General features: G+C 52.1%; 13 protein-coding genes and 1 pseudogene. 6 read left to right on the top strand and 8 right to left on the bottom strand.

The window, feature by feature from the left end; translation table 11 throughout:
- Positions 1 to 787: 787 nt before the first annotated feature.
- Together SIC14_RS09700 and SIC14_RS09695 are read left to right on the top strand one after the other, a co-directional pair.
- Entirely contained in the window at positions 788 to 1477 is a 690-nt protein-coding gene (locus SIC14_RS09700) for a hypothetical protein (RefSeq protein ID WP_412565623.1), read from the top strand.
- A gap of 105 nt (positions 1478 to 1582) precedes the next feature.
- Positions 1583 to 3301 carry a hypothetical protein gene (locus SIC14_RS09695; protein ID WP_412565622.1) on the top strand — a complete coding sequence of 573 codons (1719 nt, stop codon included), beginning with the start codon at positions 1583 to 1585 and terminating at the stop codon, positions 3299 to 3301.
- A 94-nt stretch (positions 3302 to 3395) separates the two neighbouring features.
- Here SIC14_RS09695 and SIC14_RS09690 read toward each other — a convergent pair whose 3' ends face one another.
- A complete protein-coding gene (locus SIC14_RS09690) occupies positions 3396 to 3866 on the bottom strand; it encodes a hypothetical protein (RefSeq protein ID WP_412565621.1) in 471 nt (156 codons plus the stop codon).
- A gap of 411 nt (positions 3867 to 4277) precedes the next feature.
- Between SIC14_RS09690 and SIC14_RS09685 the strand changes: the two genes are divergently transcribed.
- Together SIC14_RS09685 and SIC14_RS09680 are read left to right on the top strand one after the other, a co-directional pair.
- Positions 4278 to 7667: a class I SAM-dependent DNA methyltransferase gene (locus SIC14_RS09685; protein ID WP_412565620.1), complete on the top strand. Its 3390-nt coding sequence runs from the start codon at positions 4278 to 4280 to the stop codon at positions 7665 to 7667.
- Positions 7668 to 7687: 20 nt separating this feature from the next.
- Positions 7688 to 8590, top strand: a complete 903-nt coding sequence (locus tag SIC14_RS09680; RefSeq protein ID WP_412565619.1) for a restriction endonuclease — start codon at positions 7688 to 7690, stop codon at positions 8588 to 8590.
- 190 nt (positions 8591 to 8780) lie between these two features.
- Here the strand turns inward: SIC14_RS09680 and SIC14_RS09675 are convergent, their stop codons facing one another.
- From SIC14_RS09675 to SIC14_RS09645, 7 genes are all read right to left on the bottom strand, one after another.
- A complete protein-coding gene (locus SIC14_RS09675; RefSeq protein WP_412565618.1) occupies positions 8781 to 9101 on the bottom strand; it encodes a hypothetical protein in 321 nt (106 codons plus the stop codon).
- 139 nt (positions 9102 to 9240) lie between these two features.
- Positions 9241 to 10350, bottom strand: coding sequence for a tyrosine-type recombinase/integrase (locus SIC14_RS09670; RefSeq protein ID WP_412565617.1), 1110 nt, complete (start codon positions 10348 to 10350; stop codon positions 9241 to 9243).
- Positions 10351 to 10414: 64 nt separating this feature from the next.
- Positions 10415 to 10627, bottom strand: a complete 213-nt coding sequence (locus SIC14_RS09665; protein WP_412565616.1) for a helix-turn-helix transcriptional regulator — start codon at positions 10625 to 10627, stop codon at positions 10415 to 10417.
- A 92-nt stretch (positions 10628 to 10719) separates the two neighbouring features.
- A complete protein-coding gene (locus SIC14_RS09660; protein ID WP_412565615.1) occupies positions 10720 to 11346 on the bottom strand; it encodes a hypothetical protein in 627 nt (208 codons plus the stop codon).
- 1 nt (position 11347) lies between these two features.
- The gene (locus SIC14_RS09655) at positions 11348 to 12499 is read right to left on the bottom strand and encodes a tyrosine-type recombinase/integrase (RefSeq protein WP_412565614.1); all 1152 of its coding nucleotides are present in this window, start codon (positions 12497 to 12499) and stop codon (positions 11348 to 11350) included.
- A 401-nt stretch (positions 12500 to 12900) separates the two neighbouring features.
- Complete coding sequence (locus SIC14_RS09650; protein ID WP_412565613.1) at positions 12901 to 13524, bottom strand: hypothetical protein; 624 nt, start codon at positions 13522 to 13524, stop codon at positions 12901 to 12903.
- A 43-nt stretch (positions 13525 to 13567) separates the two neighbouring features.
- On the bottom strand, positions 13568 to 15577 hold the full coding sequence (locus tag SIC14_RS09645) for an ATP-binding protein (RefSeq protein WP_412565612.1): 2010 nt from the start codon (positions 15575 to 15577) through the stop codon (positions 13568 to 13570).
- A 373-nt stretch (positions 15578 to 15950) separates the two neighbouring features.
- On the opposite strand from SIC14_RS09645, the gene SIC14_RS09640 reads away from it, so the two are divergent.
- Together SIC14_RS09640 and SIC14_RS09635 are read left to right on the top strand one after the other, a co-directional pair.
- Positions 15951 to 16583, top strand: coding sequence for a GntR family transcriptional regulator (locus SIC14_RS09640; protein ID WP_412565611.1), 633 nt, complete (start codon positions 15951 to 15953; stop codon positions 16581 to 16583).
- 341 nt (positions 16584 to 16924) lie between these two features.
- Positions 16925 to 18089: pseudogene (locus tag SIC14_RS09635) on the top strand (IS3 family transposase).
- Positions 18090 to 18168 lie beyond the last annotated feature (79 nt).

Below are 18168 nucleotides of genomic sequence, written 5' to 3'. Positions count from 1 at the left end.
GCCAACAAAGTCACGCAAAACATTAAATTTATTTCCAAAACATGTTGCGGCTGAAACTGCATACTACAAAAGTACCACATCAAATGAAAAGACGCTGCGTTGGTCGCAAATCCCACCACCACGAGCCATCGTGATTTTGGTTAAATTCACCTTAGGCTTAGAGAACAGCATGCGAGCCAACAACATCAAAGATCATAGGCAGGAAACCACCACGGAAACCCCAATGAACTTGTGCCCGGCACGCAACGATCCGTGCAAGGGAAGAAACAGCGGGGTGCGGAAGATCGCGGAGCCCCAAACGAAGGGCAGCTCTGCGCAGGAAGCGGACTTTGCAAAGTCGCAAAAACAGCCAAGTTCCGACATAGCACCCAATTGGGGTATTGGCGTGCTCCGCTCCGCCTGACTTTCGTCGTGTCGATCGTTTTGTGTGCCAATTGTTTGGCTGCCCTCAGGGCTTCGCCTTAACCGAGTACTGAGGTAGCACTAGGGCCTATCCTTATGCGTGAAAGAAGTTTAGCAAATTCAATACGATCAGGTTCCGGCTAACATCTTCACCAACCATCCTCACTCGCACTTGACCGATTTATGCAATTGGAGCCGCGAAGATACCCTCTTAAGGAGAGTGCCAGTCTACAAGAGCCACATCTGTTTTGGTTTTCTCTATCAGTTAGGCCCCACTTTTTTATCCAATATTTAGTCGAATTATTCATTTTTGAAAAATGTTACGCCATTAAGTTTTTTCTCACTTTTTTATGCAATCCATACCTTCCTGTAGAAGGAGGTCGCTATGGGTTTAATTGCGGTTGTGCTTGGCTTTAGTGTTCTAATTGCAATGACAATGGATTTTTCAGAGGAAGACAATGACGAGATGCCCACCTGTGAAGATGGTGACGAACCTTTATCAAGATCAATTGAGGGATCTCCTGGGCCGGACTTGCTGGGTTCTGAAACCGAGGTCGACTGTCAGTGGGACACAGCCAACCCAGATCTATGGGAATTGCCATCTGAAAGCCCAACAATCATCAGAGCAGGCCACGGCGACGACACTCTAGTTGGCGACAACGGGGATGAGCTATGGGGAGAAGAGGGGCAAGACACCTTTGTTGTCGGCTTCGAACCCGGCAAGAATGAAATTCCCGTCCAGCTGCCAGATTTCCAACCTGGAACAGACTTTACGTTGGTTCGGTTAGGTGGCGCCGCCAATAATGCACTTTCTGATGATCCGGTTTTTGATTTAAGCGCGAGAATCGAAGTGCAACACAAGGATGATCAAACCCAGGTTTTGGTCGACGAGGAGACGATGCTCCAATTGCCACACGCCCCAAGTTTGGCCGTGAAGTGGGTAAGTGAAGAACCGGAATTGAATCAAATATACACGCATCAAAACGTTTTCTATAACTTAGATGGCACCATCTTTCGGGGCGAACTGATAGATATTGATGTGTTGATCGTGCGAAGCGCTCAGTTTTCTTCCTAAATTTGCTTCAACCAGTATCGAAAAGCCACAATTGCTCCGCATTTCATAAACAAAAGATAAACGAGAAACCTTCAGATTTCTTCACGCCAAGCTTGGAGAGGTCTAATGGTCACTGTCACCGCGCATTCACTGTCCCCCAACCCGATCGATCGGGCGATTTTTGGTGGCAATATTCTCTCTTCTCGTGACGACTTGGATGAGGGAAACTCTTTCGCCCCGGTGGCCGAACAGCTTGGCATTACCGCATTTCGTTACCCTGGGGGGTCACTAACAGAAGACTACTTTGAAATCTCAAACCCTGACAAATCCCAAGCGCCCAACGTAAGTGGTTCAGGCGACGTAGATCTCATACCGTTCAGCCAATACATGGAGTTCATCGCTTCCAACAATTACTCAACTACCATAGTTATTCCGACGAGGAATTTTCTTGGAGAATCCACTGACGAGTATGGCAATCGTTTCGCCTCCATTAATGAGTCAGAGCTTCGTGGGTTTATTGTCGACACACTAGACGGTCGCTATGGTCTAGCCAAAATAGACGGCTTCGAAATTGGGAATGAATATTGGGCCAGTGGCGAAATGAATTCCATCGAGTACGGCCGAGTGTCTGCAAAGGTGTCAAAAATATTGGACGAAGAGTTGTCAAATCACGAGAGATTTGAGGAACTGTATGAAGAAACAAAAATTTTGATTCAAATGGGTGCGGACAATGCGTTTGCGGATTTTTCACAGAGATACTCAGAGTTTGGGTCAGGTCGCGATCAGCTAGCACAATTCAATCAAGACCACGGACTCGAATTCTCGGAGGCATATCTTTACGGCTCTGGAGAAGTGAAATGGGGGCATATCGCGAATGAACTAATAATTGGGGAGCTCTTGGAAGAGGATTCGCTTTCTTCAATAGATGGCCTTATCGCTCATGTTTATAGCCGCGGAGCGGACATGCCCCAAAGCCGGTACTTCTCGCTCAGGACTATCGAGCAAACATGGGGGGAACACCTTAGTGAAGTCGAGGTCAGTGTCACTGAATGGAACCAGTCGGCCGCAACGCAAGCGCTAGAGCATCACAATAACTTTGGATTGGCGCAAGCTCATGAAATGTTGAATATTGTCGAAGGTTTTACGGAATTCAACGTCGCAGCCGCACATGTCTGGCCCTTGCAACAGAATACGGCGAATGATCTTAGCGGTGATGTGGGGCAGACGGAGCTAACTGTCCCGGGAGTAATGTTTAGCTTGATGAGTTCGTCGCTGCCCGGGACCACCCCTGTAAATTTAAATGTCGATCAAAGAAGTTTTGAGCACGAGTATCGGTCCGATGAGTTCGATATTCACTCGTTCTACGCCCAAGATAAGATGATTTTTTTTGTCACGGCTAATGATCTTGATGGCTTCGAGGCGAAGATCAATTTTTCGACGATTTTTTCTGATGAAGAAGATATTTCGATAAGAATCTTGACCGTGGAGGAAGGCGACAACCCTGGCAGCACCTCCTCCGCACCAGACCTGATAGAGTTAGACTCAACGTTAATATTTGAAGATCAAGCGCTCGACATCGAACTTGAAGGTCTGGAGATCATGATGATTGAAGTAAGTGAACCACAGTATACATCTAGTTTCTTAGGACTGATCGGGGAAGAAATAGATAATGGTGAAGATGAAGAGCCAATTCTTCCTGAGGTTCCTCCCGTAGAAGATAATACTGATGGGGAAGACAACAGTGACGGTGAAAGTGGATCTGAGGAGCTGGACTTTGCATTAGGCCTACCGATAGAAATTGCAGGTTTCTTGGCAATCGGGCTCGCGCTGGCTGCAGCATTTTAGTTGCATTTAGTTCGTGTGCCAGAAATATTGCTCTCCAAACTGAGATCCGGGAGAGAGAATTTAGCACACCAACCGCTAATCTTGCATTTGCGACCTAGGAAGGAAGAAAGGGCAACTTCAACTGTCTGTAAGAATTTGTGATTTCCCTTTTGCCCATCATTGCGCCCCTTGATGCAACGCTCATGTAGGTTGACCGAACCGAAATATATGGAAACAAGCCCAGACGCGCTTCGGCTCGTAGGCAGTAATTTTTTAGCATCGCTTCAGCTTTCGAAATGGACATGTCAAAAATAAATTCTTCAATTCTTTCCATGTCCTCTTCCACGTCTATTGAAGTGTGGTGAGGCGCATATCCTTCAGTGCAGTATAGAGCTCGTAAAATGTTCTTTCCTGCGTCAAAAAAGTTAGAGAACGTCAGATCCCGTTGGCCTAGGTTCCCTAGAGAAATCGAACGGCTTACGAAGGGAATCACATCTGCCGCAACGGCTGGCCCTAGAGCCAATCTGTGAGCATTCCAGAGCTGGTCTTGAGTTAGTGGCGTTCGAATGGGATCAAACCAAGACAAAGCAGTCTCCTCCCGCTTAATTGAACATTGACGAAGCGCCTATGGTTGCCCAGATGTGTTAATTTGGCCTTAACACCTGAGTGTTTTTGGCACGGATGTAGGCACTGTCGCGTTTAAAGGATTGGCGAATGACGATTGTCTTGGTCGGTCAATATCCAAGGGCTCAAGTCGAAGCGTTATACCAGTCGGGTGTTCGACCTAGGCTGCGTCAGACAAGAAAATCAGTTAGGTCCGCGTTGGGCTGCTATCCGACGTTGGTGGCCACTGGAAGGTTGAGATCGTTGGTGTAGGCGACTAGGGATTGAACAATACTTGGTTTCAGCGCAACCTCCCTAAAAGTTGAATCTGTGGGTGAGCTACGTGGATATCGTGAAGTTTATTGAGCGTTGGCAAGGGTCAGGCGGAAGCGAAATGGCGACCGCGCAAACGTTTGCAATTGAATTGACCGAGCTTTTGGGTGTCGAACGACCCTATGTGTCTGACAAAGACGGCGACTTTTTGGACTATCGTTTTGAACGGCCAGTCACGCTCACCCACACTGGGCGCAAGAGAAATGGTCGGATTGACCTCTACAAAAAAGGTCACTTCATTCTAGAGGCTAAGCAGTTCGCCTCAACCGAGCCCAAAGACAAAAGCACGCTTGAGATGTTCCTGGGTAAGGACGCGCCCAAACAAACTGGTCATGGCAAACGCGGTACAGCCAAGTTTGACGACACCATGCTCAAAGCGCGCGCCCAGGCCGACAACTACGCCCGTGCCGTATCAAAAGAGGACGGCTGGCCTCCATTCCTAATGATCGTTGATGTGGGCCATGTGATTGAGCTTTACTCCGACTTTTCTGGCCAGGGACAAGGCTACACCCAGTTTCCCGATGGCAACCGGTATCGAATTTATCTGGAAGACCTGCGACAGCCCGAGACATTGGACCTGTTGCGTGCCATCTGGAGCGATCCGCAAAGCCTGGACCCCTCGCTTAAATCCGCCGAGGTCACCCGCGATATTGCTGAACATTTGGCCGAGCTGGGCAAGAGCTTTGAGGGCCAGGGCCATGACAGCGAAACTGTCGCGCGGTTTCTCATGCGCTGCCTGTTTTCCATGTTTGCCGAAGACGTCGATCTAATTCCCTATGGCAGCTTTACGGCCAAGCTAAAGGAGCTACGCGGTCATCCGGAACACGCCCAACCGACGCTAAAAAGCCTGTGGGAAACCATGAACACAGGCGGTTTTTCCCCCGTGCTCACCAAGGATCTCAAACGCTTTAACGGCGGGCTGTTCAAAGATGCCGATGCCCTGCCATTGGACAATCTGCAGCTGGGGCTGCTGATCGAAGCCGCTGAGGCCGATTGGAAACAGGTGGAACCCGCCATCTTCGGCACCCTTCTAGAACGCGCACTGGATGCCAAGCAACGCCACAAGCTGGGGGCGCATTACACGCCGCGTGCCTATGTCGAACGCCTTGTCACCCCCACGATCATGGAGCCCCTGCGCGACGATTGGCGCAACGTGCAGATCGCGGTGCAACGCCTGAACGCGGATGGCAAAACAGATCAGGCGCTGAAACTGGTCAAGGATTTTCATCACGACCTGTGTGAGGTGCGTGTGCTGGACCCGGCCTGTGGCTCAGGCAACTTTCTTTATGTCGCTTTGGAAATGATGAAACGGCTGGAGGGCGAGGTCACCAGCCTGATGGAGGAGCTCGGGGAGACGCAGACCAGCTTTATCACCGTGGACCCGCATCAGTTCCTTGGGATTGAGCTGAACACCTGGGCCGCCAATGTGGCGGAGCTGGTGCTGTGGATCGGCTATCTGCAATGGCATTACCGCACCCATGGCATTGCCGCCCCGTCAGAGCCCGTTTTGCGCGATTTCAAGAATATCGAAAACCGCGATGCGGTACTGGAGTGGTCCGAGCGCACGCCGCGTGTCGATGAGAATGGCAAGCCTGTGACCCGTTGGGATGGCGTCACCACCATGCGCCATCAGGTCACCGGCGAAGAGGTGCCAGACCCCGGGGCCCGTGTGCAGGTCTATGACTATGCCAAACCCAAAGCCACCACATGGCCCAAGGCCACTTTCATCGTTGGCAACCCGCCGTTCATTGGCGCCAGCCGCCTGCGCGACGCTTTGGGAGATGGTTATACAGAGGCACTCTGGAAGGCCTACCCCAAAATGCCGCAAAGCGCCGATCTGGTGATGTTCTGGTGGGAAAAGGCAGCGCTGATGGCGCGGGATTTTAACACCAAAACCCGTGTCGGCACCCGCCGCTTTGGCCTGATCACCACCAATTCCCTGCGCCAGACGTTTAACCGTCGCGTGCTGGAGCCGCATCTGAACGATCCGAAAAAGCCGCTGTCGCTTCTGTTCGCGGTGCCCGATCACCCTTGGGTCGACACTCTTTATGGCGCATCCGTGCGCATCGCGATGACTGTAGGGGCAGCTGGCAATCGGGGCGGACAATTGCTCACTGTCACCAGTGAGAGCAAAGACCGGGAAGATGTTGATGGTCATGAGGTGACGTTTGACCATCAGGTCGGGAAGATCTTTGCGAATTTGCAGATAGGTGCGGACATTCTCTCAGCAATAGAGTTGCGGGCATCTTCTGGACTGGCACACATGGGGATGAAACTTCATGGATCTGGTTTCATTCTGTCGGCAGAAAAAGCAAAGCATCTAGCAGATACGCAGGCACTGGAATATGCCAACATCATAAAGCCTTATAGAAATGGAAGGGATATCGCGACCATACCACGCGGGTTTTTTGTCGCAGATGCCTTTGGCTTATCCGAAACTGAGCTCAAGTCTTGCTATCCAGAGATTTTCCAACACCTGTACGATACAGTTAAGCCGGAACGCGACCAGAATAATCGGGCCACCTATAGAGATAATTGGTGGATCTTTGCGGAACCGCGTTCTGAGATGCGCCAAGCCCTAGGAGGATTGGAAAGGTACATCGTGACGACCGAAACAGCTAAGCATCGTTTGTTTTCTTTCCTCCCCGCAGAGATCCAACCTGACCAAAAGCTTCGAGTCTTTGCCATATCTGATGGAGCATGGTTGGCGGCGATTTCTTCTCGCTTTCATGTGATTTGGTCTGACAAGAACGGTGCTCGACAAGGCGTCGGAAATGACCCTGTGTACAATCACTCGCGTTGTTTCAATCCCTTCCCCTTCCCCGACCTCACCGAAGACCAGCGCCCCCACCTCCGCGCCTTGGGTGAGGAACTCGACGCGCATCGCAAGCGCCAACAAGCGGCGCATCCGAAACTGACGCTGACCAATATGTACAACGTGCTGGAAAAACTCCGCGCAGGCGAGGTGATTGAGGGCAAGGATAAGGAAATCTACGACCAAGGCCTGATCGGCATCCTGCGCGATCTGCATGATCAAATCGACGCCGCCGTAGCCGAAGCCTATGGCTGGCCACAAGACCTCAGCGATGAAGAGATCCTGATGCGCCTGGTCGATCTGAACAAGGAACGCGCCGCAGAAGAGGCCGCAGGCCATATCCGCTGGCTCCGCCCCGACTATCAAAACCCAACCGGTGCCAAGATCGAAAAAGGCAAAACCGCCGATCTGGATCTGGGCGTCGTTGCCAAGGTGGAGAAATCCCCGTGGCCCAAAGCCCTCCCCGATCAAATCGCCGCTGTGCGCGAAGCCTTGGTTGATCTGGGCGAGGCCTCCCCCGAACAAATCGCCCGCCGCTTTGCCCGCGCCCGCACCACAGCCGTGCAACCTTTGCTCGAGAGTTTGGCCGCCCTGGGGCAAGCCGACAGAACAGAGGACGGAAAATATGCGGCCTAGCGCTATGATGGAAGCACGCCATGCGAAGATTTGAGGTCGACCAAAACAGCCTTCCCGATTTACCGGGAATGATGCTGGCCACAATAGAGGCACTGCATAAGCTTGGCGGCTCTGCCACGATCCAGGAGCTGGATGAAGAGGTTATCTCGCTCGAGGGGGTCACAGAGGCCGAACAAAGCTACATGATGGCCAACGACACTATGCCGCGTGTGAACTATTTTCTGTCATGGGCACGCACCTATTTGAAACGCGGCGATGCGCTGGAGAACTCTGCCCGTGGTGTCTGGGCCTTGACCGATAAAGGTGCCAAGATAGGCGCGCTTGCGGCCACCCAGGCGATCTATGAGCAGGTAAAACAGGAAGAGCGCGACCGCGCCAAAGCCAAACGAAAGGCCGCAAAAGCGCAGGAGAAAGTTCAAGAAGACGAAGGCGCTCAAGATATCTCCGACGCACCAGACGAGGACAACGATTGGAAATCCAAGCTTCTGGACGTCATGAAAGCCATGCAGCCCGACGCCTTTGAGCGGTTGGCGCAAAGACTGTTGCGGGAGGCAGGTTTCGTCAAAGTCGAAGTGCGCGGCAAGTCAGGCGATGGCGGCATCGACGGCGTCGGGGTGCTGCGGGTCAACCTGGTGTCCTTCCAGGTCTACTTCCAGTGTAAGCGCTACAAGGGCAACGTAGGCTCCAAAGAGATCCGGGATTTTCGCGGCGCATTGGAAGGCCGCGCCGACAAGGGGCTATTTATCACCACTGGCCACTTCACCAGCCAAGCCTCTGAAGAAGCGACGCGTGATGGGGCAAAGGCCATCGACTTGATAGATGGTGAACGCCTGTGTGACTTGTTGAAAGCCAACAAGCTGGGTGTGCAAACTGAGATGGTCGAACAAGTGACTGTAAATGATCATTGGTTCGATGGGATTTGAACCTTGCTTCAAGTCGCCATTGCTGGTCTTGTGGAATTCAGCTAGCCCCGTAGGCGTGTCGGTGGTTTGCTGGTTCTACGTATCTTTATGAACATCTGCTAAGCTTTTGATCTGCTCACAATGCCGTGTCCTCTGTTCGCTGTTACCTGCGCGAAACTGCGGAACTAACCCATTTCCAAAAGCACGTCCCTCACCCCAAACCGACCTTCGCCAACAACTCATTCATGAGCGCAATTTTCTGCGCGTCGGTCAATATGCGGGGCGCGGCCATGCCCCCTTCCTTGCCTTGTACAATCTCTTCAAACAGGTCGAAGCGCTCGGCCTCGGAGAGTTTTCCGTAGTGGGTCTCGGTGATTTTTTCGCTTTCGTGCCCCATGTTTTCGGACCAAGCCTTGCGCTGCTGCTGTGTCAGGGGGCGGCGATCACGTTCCGCGGCGAGCGTGTCCTTGACCGAGTGGGGATTATATTTGACCTCCGTGTCGCGACAGGCGACGGCGAAGGCCTTTGCCACGCGTCCTTGGAGGCCATCGGCTCAATCGGCGCACGCTCCAGGTCCTGCAAAAACGCCCGCCCCATCAAATCGGGTAGGCTGGGGAAGAGCGCATCCTCTCCGCGCAGTCCCAGGGAGCGCATGTGATCGGCCCAATCGGCTACAGCGTCGACAAACACCTTGGCGATCGGGAACCAACTGATTCTGATGCTTTTCCATTTTTGGTGCGAGTGGCGGTGGCATCCTGAATGATCTTGCGCCCTTCTTGATCAAAATGGGCGAGTCTCAATGAGGTGATGGTATCCGCGCGCAGCGCCCCAAGGAAGGCAATAGCAAACATCGCCCGGGCACGCCGCTCTGCAAGGGTGAGCGTTGGCATGCCATCCAAAAGCGCCTCGGCCTCTTCCAAAGACGCGTAGGCCTTCTCGGCCTTCGGCATCGCTTTGGCATAGGCCGATTTCGGCAGTTGAATGTAGCTCGGCAGGTCGGCTGGCAGGCGTTTGTAACCATCCTGTTTGATCAGCCACTCCAGGAAGCTCATGATTTGAGAGGCCTGATGTGAAGCCGTGGAACGTGACTTTTTGCCCTCTCCATTTGTCGCCATCGCCTCTTTCAAAGCAGAAAGCACAAGATTCACATCCCGGATTGTAAGCCGGTCGAAGGGCTTCCCGTGCAGAACCTCTTCCATGAATCGGATTGCCGAGAGGTGCTGATCCACCGTCTGCTCCGCAAGTCGACCAGCGTGAACTTGCCAGTCATAGACAACGCGGTCATTTGACAGCCACCAGCGCGGAGCATCCGTTTCCGTGCTAATCCCAATACCACCGGGATCTCGCCCAATTTCTTCGTGTGACGAGTCCACTGTGGTATTGGGATTGCGCAACTGCTCGAAAACCCCCAAATCGGCCTCAGCAACGAACTTTCTGACGTGGCAGCCACAATCCGAACACTGGCCAAATGCCATGTTGGCACCGTTGGATGCGCGGGTGAGTTTGAGGCTACCAAGGTCCGGAAACACCGCCGATTTGCAGCCGGTGCACTTGAACTCCCCTGTGTTCAGCCGCGTCCGCAATCGCTCTTGGCGCGCCTTGTGGAACGCCGTCACCAGCCCCCCGCGGAACACATAGGGGCGCTTGGGATCGGAGGGCTGCAACCCAGCTTTGCGCCAGTTCGAGACCGTGTTGGCATTCACAGCACAAGCGCGCTGTATATCTTCGGTCGAATATCCACGGTTCTTCTTGAGCCGAACGCTTTTATAGGACCGGCTCATTTCGCACCACCGATCAGACGGGACAACGCGCCCAAGAGTTTGCAGAGGACCTCAAATAGGGGCATTACCCCGCGCCTTCCTGAGAAGGATCCGCCCGGTTGGCGGCCAGCCAGTCGTTCAGAGCCGAGCCGCGATAGATCACCTTGCGGCCAATCTTGTAATAGGCGGGGCCCATCCCCTTGTGGCGCCATTGCGCCAGTTTATCGCGATCCCCCAAAATCTCGAGTTCAGTATCCCCCAAGACGTAGCAGCGATCGTCTTCAAATAGGTTCGGCACGGCTGGGTTTCCTTTCGCTGTGTTGAATGACAGCGAATGAATTGACGCCCAGCACCCAGCCCCGGCAGTCCCCGATTTACAAATCGGGGACCCTAACGGTCTGAAACATATAAGAAAGAAATCTGCTCTTGCGGATCTACATATGGGACACTTGTGCCCTTAGGGCAGTTGGTGCTGAGCCCCAATCGAATGCGCTCAGCCAGGTGCAGCACATGCGCGCGCGTCTCTGGGTGTTCCTCAACGTAGTCCATAGTCATGCCCAAATGCACAACACCCCGGTACCGTTTCCAGATCTTACGCAGAACATCGAGGTCTTTTGCTCCTCGGACACCCATCTCCCGGGCGTACTCTGAGGTCTGCTCCAACAAGCCACCAGCGACCTGCACACCCTGGAACTTTCCAGTCTCTATGCTGTCCCAGACCTTTTTGCCAATATACTCCGCGATATTGAGCTGGCGCTCGTTCTTACTGTTGTACCTCTGCAAAATCTGGTGAAATGCATGGGCCGCCTCATAGCGCGGTGGTGCTGTGGTTGCGGCCCACCGCACAAACTTAGGACTCGACGCTTCGGTGATCGGAAAGCTTTCCAAACCCATGCTGACCACCTCGTGACGCATCACCTCTATTGCGCTCAGACGATCTGCTGCAGTCGCCTCACTGAGCGCCATGCGAAACAGTCCCAGAGCGGCGCATTCAGGTTCATTCAGTCGTACTTGCATTTCATTGCTCTCCGCTGGTCCCGGATGTGACGAATTGAGACCATTTGCGCATCAAGTCCCGCCGTTTGTCCAAGAGGTCGGACCGTGCGTAAGCACGCTCAACCTCGGAACCAACCGTATGCGCCAGACTCTTCTCCGCAACCTCACGCGGCACATTGGCGACCTCGGCTGCCCAATCGCGGAAGGTGGAACGGAGGCCATGCACCGTCACCCCCTCAACCTGCATCCGCCGCAGCAGCATCAGCATCGACATGTTGGAGAGCGGCTGATGGCGCTTCTGCCCCTCAAACACATAGTCTGACTGCAGCGCCTTGAGCGGTTCCAGGATCGCCAACATCTCATCCGTCAGCGGTACACGATGTTCTTCACCAGTCTTCATCCGCTCCGCAGGGCAGATCCAAAGCCGCTGTTTGAAATCCAACTCCGCCCAGCGCAGGCCCAGAACCTCGCCAGTGCGCGATCCGGTAAGACATGTGAACATCAGCGCATTGGCGGACATGGCCTTCTTTCGCTTCAGCGCGGCGTAGAAAGCAGGCACATCCCGCCAGCGCATCGCCTCATGGTGTTTGGGCTTGGCTTTCACCTTGGGCAGGACCTGACCCTCTTTGATGGCGGTCACCGGGTTCTCTCCAGACCGGAACCCTTTAGATCTGGCAACATCCAAGACAATCTTGATCCGCTGTGCCAGCCGCCGAGCGGTCTCATGTTTCTCCGTCCAGATCGGGGAAAGGCACATCAGCACCTCAGGCTGACCGATACTGTCCACCGGCATGCGGCCGATCTTGGGGAAGGCGTAGTCGCGCAGCGTGTTGATCCATTGCGCGCCGTGTTTGGCGTTCTTCCAGGTGGGCAGCCGTTCAATATGCACCTGTTGGGCCACTTCCTCGAAACTTGGGATCTCCCGCGTGGCATTGCGGCGGGGGTTCAGACCCTGTTTTGCCATGCGGCGATATTCCAGCGCCCGCTCCCGTGCTTGTGGCAGGGTCACCAGCTCAGCGCTGCCCAGACCAAAGTCGGTTCGCAGCGGCCCGCCGCGTCGATTCTTCTGCCCCTTAGCAACCACCCGAACGTTCCAGCGCCGGGTACCGGAAGGATCAACAACCAGGTAGAGCCCATTGCCATCCCCATGCCGCCCAGCGCTGAGGTTCTCCACGAGTTTCTTTGTCAGTAGGCCAGAGAGCGCAAAGTGAATTCCGCATTCGAAGGGGAATTCAGGGAATTCCACAGAGCTGCGAATTGCCCTGACGGCAAAAGAAAAAGGCCGCTCAAGGCGGCATATTCAAATCAAACGAAAATGTAAGATGGCAGAGACGAAGTCCGTCTATAAATTTCGACAAACTTTTATAAAATATGAATAAATATCTATAACTATAAAAATATACCACAAAATCTACCCCACTAAATCCACTGAAATATGGCCAACCACGCCACAAGGCATACCACACAATGATCTAGACGTCTGGCTTCCTCTTCCGCCCTATAGGGCCAAGAAACTCTCCAAATGATCGACAACGCGCAGACAAAAACGGCGCTTTGTGGATAATCGGTTACGCTTCAAATGCTCGGCTTCAGCCAAATCCTTGCATCATAGCCGTCTCGCGCAGGAATAAATTGCTCGACACCACAAACTACCTGTCCCTTTAACCCCTGCCCCTGCTCTGGAAGCTTACCCATCACGACTATATCCGTACGGCCATTTGCGAATACAAGATATGTTGTAAAACACTCCTCATTGGGAAAACCCTTGGCCGGAAAAGACTTCGGCGTTTGGGAAAAAAATTCCTGACACGCCAACTTAGATATACCCAATGCCCGCGCAGCTTCAACTGGATCCTCGCATATAACCAAATTGACATCGCTATGTGACTCCCACAAAAGCAAGTGCATTTTAGCCACATTCAAGCTAACCTCTGTGGGACAGTAATATACAACCGTCCAAACGCGACCTACAGGCGCCAAAGTTAACTTTAACAATTCCATTTGGTTTTTGCGCTCTTCCGCATTTATCCTAAAAGACAATACTTCGGAACAATCGACCAGACACCGCATCCCAGCAACGACTCTTGGATCAACCGCATAAAAGTCAACTAGAGCATCAGTTTCACTCGTTTTGCAATTCCCTGAAAACTTAACATGCAGAAGGTTCAAAGCTGAAATTGCCTGATAGCTTGCCGGCATTGCAATCGCTCCAATTCTCGGTAGTTTCCAAATAAAGCCAACATCAATAGTTTTTCAGAATAACACCAGCCAATTCGCTTCTCAGGCATTCAAACTTCGCTGGCTTTCGAATTGTGCCACAAAATCCACCAAATCCGGACCTGTCAAACTCCTGAATATCTCCCGCGGTCATTAAGATCGCGGGTATTTCTGGCAGACTTAGATCATGTTCTTTGTTTCGGATCTCTTTCAGAAGCGACAAGCCATCCATGTGTGGCATTTGCAAGTCTGTTAGCAAGCAAGAGTATTCACCCGGGGCCCAGCATTCAAGCGCATCTTTTCCATTTGAGAACATTTGGTAGTTCAAACCGTTCGCCTGAAGTTGTGCAGCGAGAATGTCTTGAGATAGCTGATTGTCTTCGCAGATCATCAAGGGACGTTCGGCGCACACCGCAACCACCCGCCTTATCTCCTCATCCTCTAGGGAAATATTTCCCATATTTCCATTCAAACCTTTTCTGAAATCGGCCTCGAGCACTTCAAATAATTGCGACCATTGAATCGGATTACACTCGACGTGGCGCTCCAAAGAGTGAGCTGCTCTAAAGATCGAATTAGTTGAAAATTTGATGAATTTGGATGGAGTAGAAATTCTCTCAAGATCGTGCCTCCAGCGCTCATGATCAAAAGATGGGCACTGATGCATTAAAAAGACATCACGATTGCCAGAACTCTTCACCAACTCCAATATTTCCCTCTCGTTGGTAACCTTCCTAACTTTAATTCCTACAAGCCCTAACTGTTCATCTATCCTCTGCAGTTCAGATCCGTGACTGCCAAGAAAAGTAAAATTATAGTTCGATAAGTCAGTGGAGCATTCTGACAGCTGCACTTCCGTCTGGAGTTTTATGCTCAAAGTAGCTGTCGTTCCGATGCCAAGTTGGCTTTCGATGAACAGCTCCCCTCCCATCAAGAGTGCCAGTTCACGTGAAAGCACCAAACCGAGTCCTGTACCGCCAATCGGCGTAGCTAACGCCCCATGAGCCTGAGCATAAGGTCGGAATGCTTTTAACATACCTTCACGGGACATGCCTATTCCGTTGTCTCGAACAATAAAATGAAATGTTTCATCGAGATCCCGAAGAGCAGATATGTGAACAAAATTTTCTTCTTTTTCAGCATCCGAAAACTTGATTGCATTACTGATCATGTTGGACAAGATTTGCCGAATCTTAACAGGATCACCTTTGAGCTGCAGAGGTAATACAATGTCATCATGATAACTCATCGTTACATTGGCGGAGCTGGCCAAAGGCCGAAAATTTCTCAGAGTACTCTCCAGGAGTTCCCGAAGACTAAATACTTCAGAGTTGGCCTGCATTGCCTTTGCTTCAAACTTCGAAAGGTCCAAGACGTTATTTATCAGGTTCAACAAATGATCGCTGGCCTCCGACAACGCATTCACCAACCGCATCTGAGTGGCATCCAAATCCGTATTTCTTAACAACTCTGCTGCGCCAACAATTCCGTTCATTGGTGTTCTGATTTCGTGACTGACGCCAGCAATGAAACGTGTTTTTTGGTTATTGGCGGCCTCGGCCAATCGTGTCTTTTCTCTCAGTTGATTGGTCCTAGCTTGAACTTTGGTTTCAAGCGAACGGGTCAATTTGGACAGTTGATGCACGATACTTTGGTGTCTCGTCATATCTGTTACGAATGCGATTGCCAGTCCGCTGTCGTCGACCTGAGTGAACCCTAGCCCGACCTCAACCTCCACTTCCGAACCATCGCTCCTTTGGGCAACTAAAATATTGCCTCTGCTCATAGAACGCGTTGATGGATTGTCGAAAAATACACTTCTATGGTTTGTATGGGCTCCCCTCAATTCGGCCGGCAGCAGAACCTCAACGTCGGCGCCAACCAGTTCGTCCATCCCGTAACCAAACAACCTGAGGATGGCGGGGTTGCACCAGACGATCGTTCCCTCAGAATTGATTAACATTATCCCCTGAGGCGCAGCTCCTGCAACGTCCAGAACCAATTTATTAACGGTCTGATTGAGCACTTCTGTCATCTACCAAAAATCCCGCTGCAGCTTTGATCAAGACAATCAAAAGCAGCATCAAAAAAAGATTACTGCATATTAAATATACTTTATATTTTATGCGCTGGATTGGAAGGAATATTTTTTGTGAAGGACGCCTCCGTCCCTAAAAGGACGCCTCCGTCCCTCACCGGCAGGCCCCAGAAGATAAATTCTGGGTACATCAATTGCCCCTTTTAGTTGTGTCCGCTATTGCCGTTTTTGCTCAGGACGCACCCTGAGGTGGAAACGCAGGACAGACGCACAACGCCACAAAATTGCGCTTTTTCTTTTGCTTTATTGACACTTCCGCGGTGGTTGCCGCAAAATCAACGAGACTGCAATTCTGGGAAGTCTATATGTGATGATTGTCGGAACATTGACACATCAAGTTGCCACCTTTCTGAGGGAGGAGATCTTGTCAGGACGTTTACGTCCTGGGGAACCAATCCTTCCGAATGTGGTAGCCGAACAGTTGGGTGTGAGTCGTGTGCCGGTAAGAGAGGCCGTCCAAAAATTGGTGGCAGAATCTCTGATCGAGCAGAGTGCCAACAGAAGCGCCAGAGTTTCAAGTTTGTCTCCAGACGAGTTGTACGAGCTGGGGTTGATCGTTTTTTCTCTTGAAAATACAGCCACCGGTCTAGGGGTCGGGAAGATGCAAGATGGCGACTTCAATAAAATGGAACGACTGCTTGAAAGAATGAAAGCCGCAGAAAATGATCCGGTGACATGGTATGAACATAACCATCAATTTCATGCCTGCATGTACAGAGCTTGCGGCTGGACAAAGCTGATCCAAATGGTCGAAGACGGACGGCGCAACCTTATGCGTTTCCAAACCGACACTGAACTGATTAGTTTCAATGCAGATCGGTTTCATAGTGAGCATGTCGCCCTTCTCGTTGCGGCCCGAAAGAGGGACCGAGAGCTTGTTGGTTCAGCCCTGCAAGCCCACTTTGATAACAGCATTCCTCTTTTCATTAAGGCTCTCCCATAGATATCCTTAAATCTGCCTCACAGACGCGCATATGATGGCAACGCAATTTGGCGAAGCTGGCAATCGCTTGTAGCGCCTGTAGCTCGAACTCTAGCGCACGTACCTGAGCCGCCCTCAATGAAGCGGCCCGTCCCTGTAGTTGGGAAACGGAGGGTAGAAGATCGGCCTCAAACGGCACAAACAAAAAGATATTGACGAGTTTATGACATGTTGAGGGCCTGTGCGATAAGGGAATGCCGTGCGTTGATGCGATCCCGCAGGTGTGGATTAGAAGACAGTCGCAACTGATCCTCCCCCACTGAATTGGTCCGTCTGTATAGTTAGCAAACGGAGGATCAAATATGGGAATCAAACGACACAAGCCGGAAGAGATTGTCACGAAGTTGCGGCAGGTTGAGGTGTTGTGCGGTCAGGGAATGCCGCGCGTTGATGCAATCAGGCAGGTTCAGATAACGGAACAGACATTCTATCGCTGGCGTAAGCAATACGGCGGAATGGGAACTGACCAACTGAAGGAACTAAAGAGGCATCAGAAAGAGAATGATCGGCTGCGTCGAGCCGTGTCGGACCTTACGCTGGACAAACTCATCCTTTCGGAAGCTGCACGGGGAAACTACTAAGCCCTTCGCGCCGTCGTGCCTGTATCGATCATGGTTGCAGCCAGTTCAGGGTATCGGAGCGGCGAGCCTGTCGTGTCCTGGGACAGCACCGGTCCACACAACGGCGTTTGCCGGTTGGCCGTGCTGATGAAGAGCGTCTAGTGGCTGATATGATCGAACTGGCCCGCCAGTATGGTCGGTATGGCTACCGCCGGATCGCAGCTTTGCTCAGAGACGCCGGATGGCTTGTGAACGACAAGCGTGTCGAACGTTTGTGGCGGTGTGAAGGGCTCAAAGTGCCAATGAAACAGGCGAAGAAAGGGAGGCTCTGGCTCAACGATTGCTCGTGTGTTCGTTTGCGACCGGAGTACCGCAACCATGTCCCCATCTCGCACATGCACGCATGTGCTGCCGGGCAGCGGGATCGTGTGACTTCGTGCATCATCGAACCGATGACGGGAAAGCGTTCCGAACGCTCAATATCTTGGATGAACACAGCCGGGAATGCCTAGCGATCAAGGTGAAGCGCAAGCTCAACTCGGCAGAGGTTATCGATGCGCTGACGGACTTGTTTAACTTGCGCGGCGTTCCTGCCTTCATACGGTCGGACAACGGCCCGGAGTTCATTGCTCAGGCCGTCCGCGATTGGATTGCAGCGGTCGGCGCAAAGACCGCCTAAATTGAGCCGGGATCACCTTGGGAGAACGGATACTGCGAAAGCTTCAATGCAAGGCTTCGGGATGAACTACTTAGCGGCGAGGTTTTCTTCTCGCTAAGGGAGGCGCAAATCCTGATCGAAGAATGGAGAAAACACTACAACACGAAACGACCACACAGTGCCTTGGGCTACCGCCCACCGGCCCCAGAAACCATCGTCCTGATGGAACCCAGGCCAATAATGCACTAACATTCAAATTGGACCACTTAGGTGGGGCTGATCAACTCCGGTGTCGAGGTCATTTCGAATTTCAACGCCAAGCTGCACA

This window comes from Thalassobius sp. MITS945101 (genome assembly GCF_047123305.1).
GTDB lineage: Bacteria > Pseudomonadota > Alphaproteobacteria > Rhodobacterales > Rhodobacteraceae > Thalassobius.
This window is presented reverse-complemented; position numbering and strand designations above follow the sequence as displayed.

Excerpts from the sequence above, each read along its gene's own strand:
- SIC14_RS09680 (WP_412565619.1), top strand. The coding sequence starts at position 7,688 with ATGCGAAGATTTGAGGTCGACCAAAACAGCCTTCCCGATTTACCGGGA.
- SIC14_RS09685 (WP_412565620.1), top strand. The coding sequence starts at position 4,278 with ATGGCGACCGCGCAAACGTTTGCAATTGAATTGACCGAGCTTTTGGGT.
- SIC14_RS09670 (WP_412565617.1), bottom strand. The coding sequence starts at position 10,350 with ATGAGCCGGTCCTATAAAAGCGTTCGGCTCAAGAAGAACCGTGGATAT.
- SIC14_RS09695 (WP_412565622.1), top strand. The coding sequence starts at position 1,583 with ATGGTCACTGTCACCGCGCATTCACTGTCCCCCAACCCGATCGATCGG.
- SIC14_RS09660 (WP_412565615.1), bottom strand. The coding sequence starts at position 11,346 with ATGCAAGTACGACTGAATGAACCTGAATGCGCCGCTCTGGGACTGTTT.
- SIC14_RS09650 (WP_412565613.1), bottom strand. The coding sequence starts at position 13,524 with ATGCCGGCAAGCTATCAGGCAATTTCAGCTTTGAACCTTCTGCATGTT.
- SIC14_RS09700 (WP_412565623.1), top strand. The coding sequence starts at position 788 with ATGGGTTTAATTGCGGTTGTGCTTGGCTTTAGTGTTCTAATTGCAATG.
- SIC14_RS09640 (WP_412565611.1), top strand. The coding sequence starts at position 15,951 with ATGATTGTCGGAACATTGACACATCAAGTTGCCACCTTTCTGAGGGAG.
- SIC14_RS09645 (WP_412565612.1), bottom strand. The coding sequence starts at position 15,577 with ATGACAGAAGTGCTCAATCAGACCGTTAATAAATTGGTTCTGGACGTT.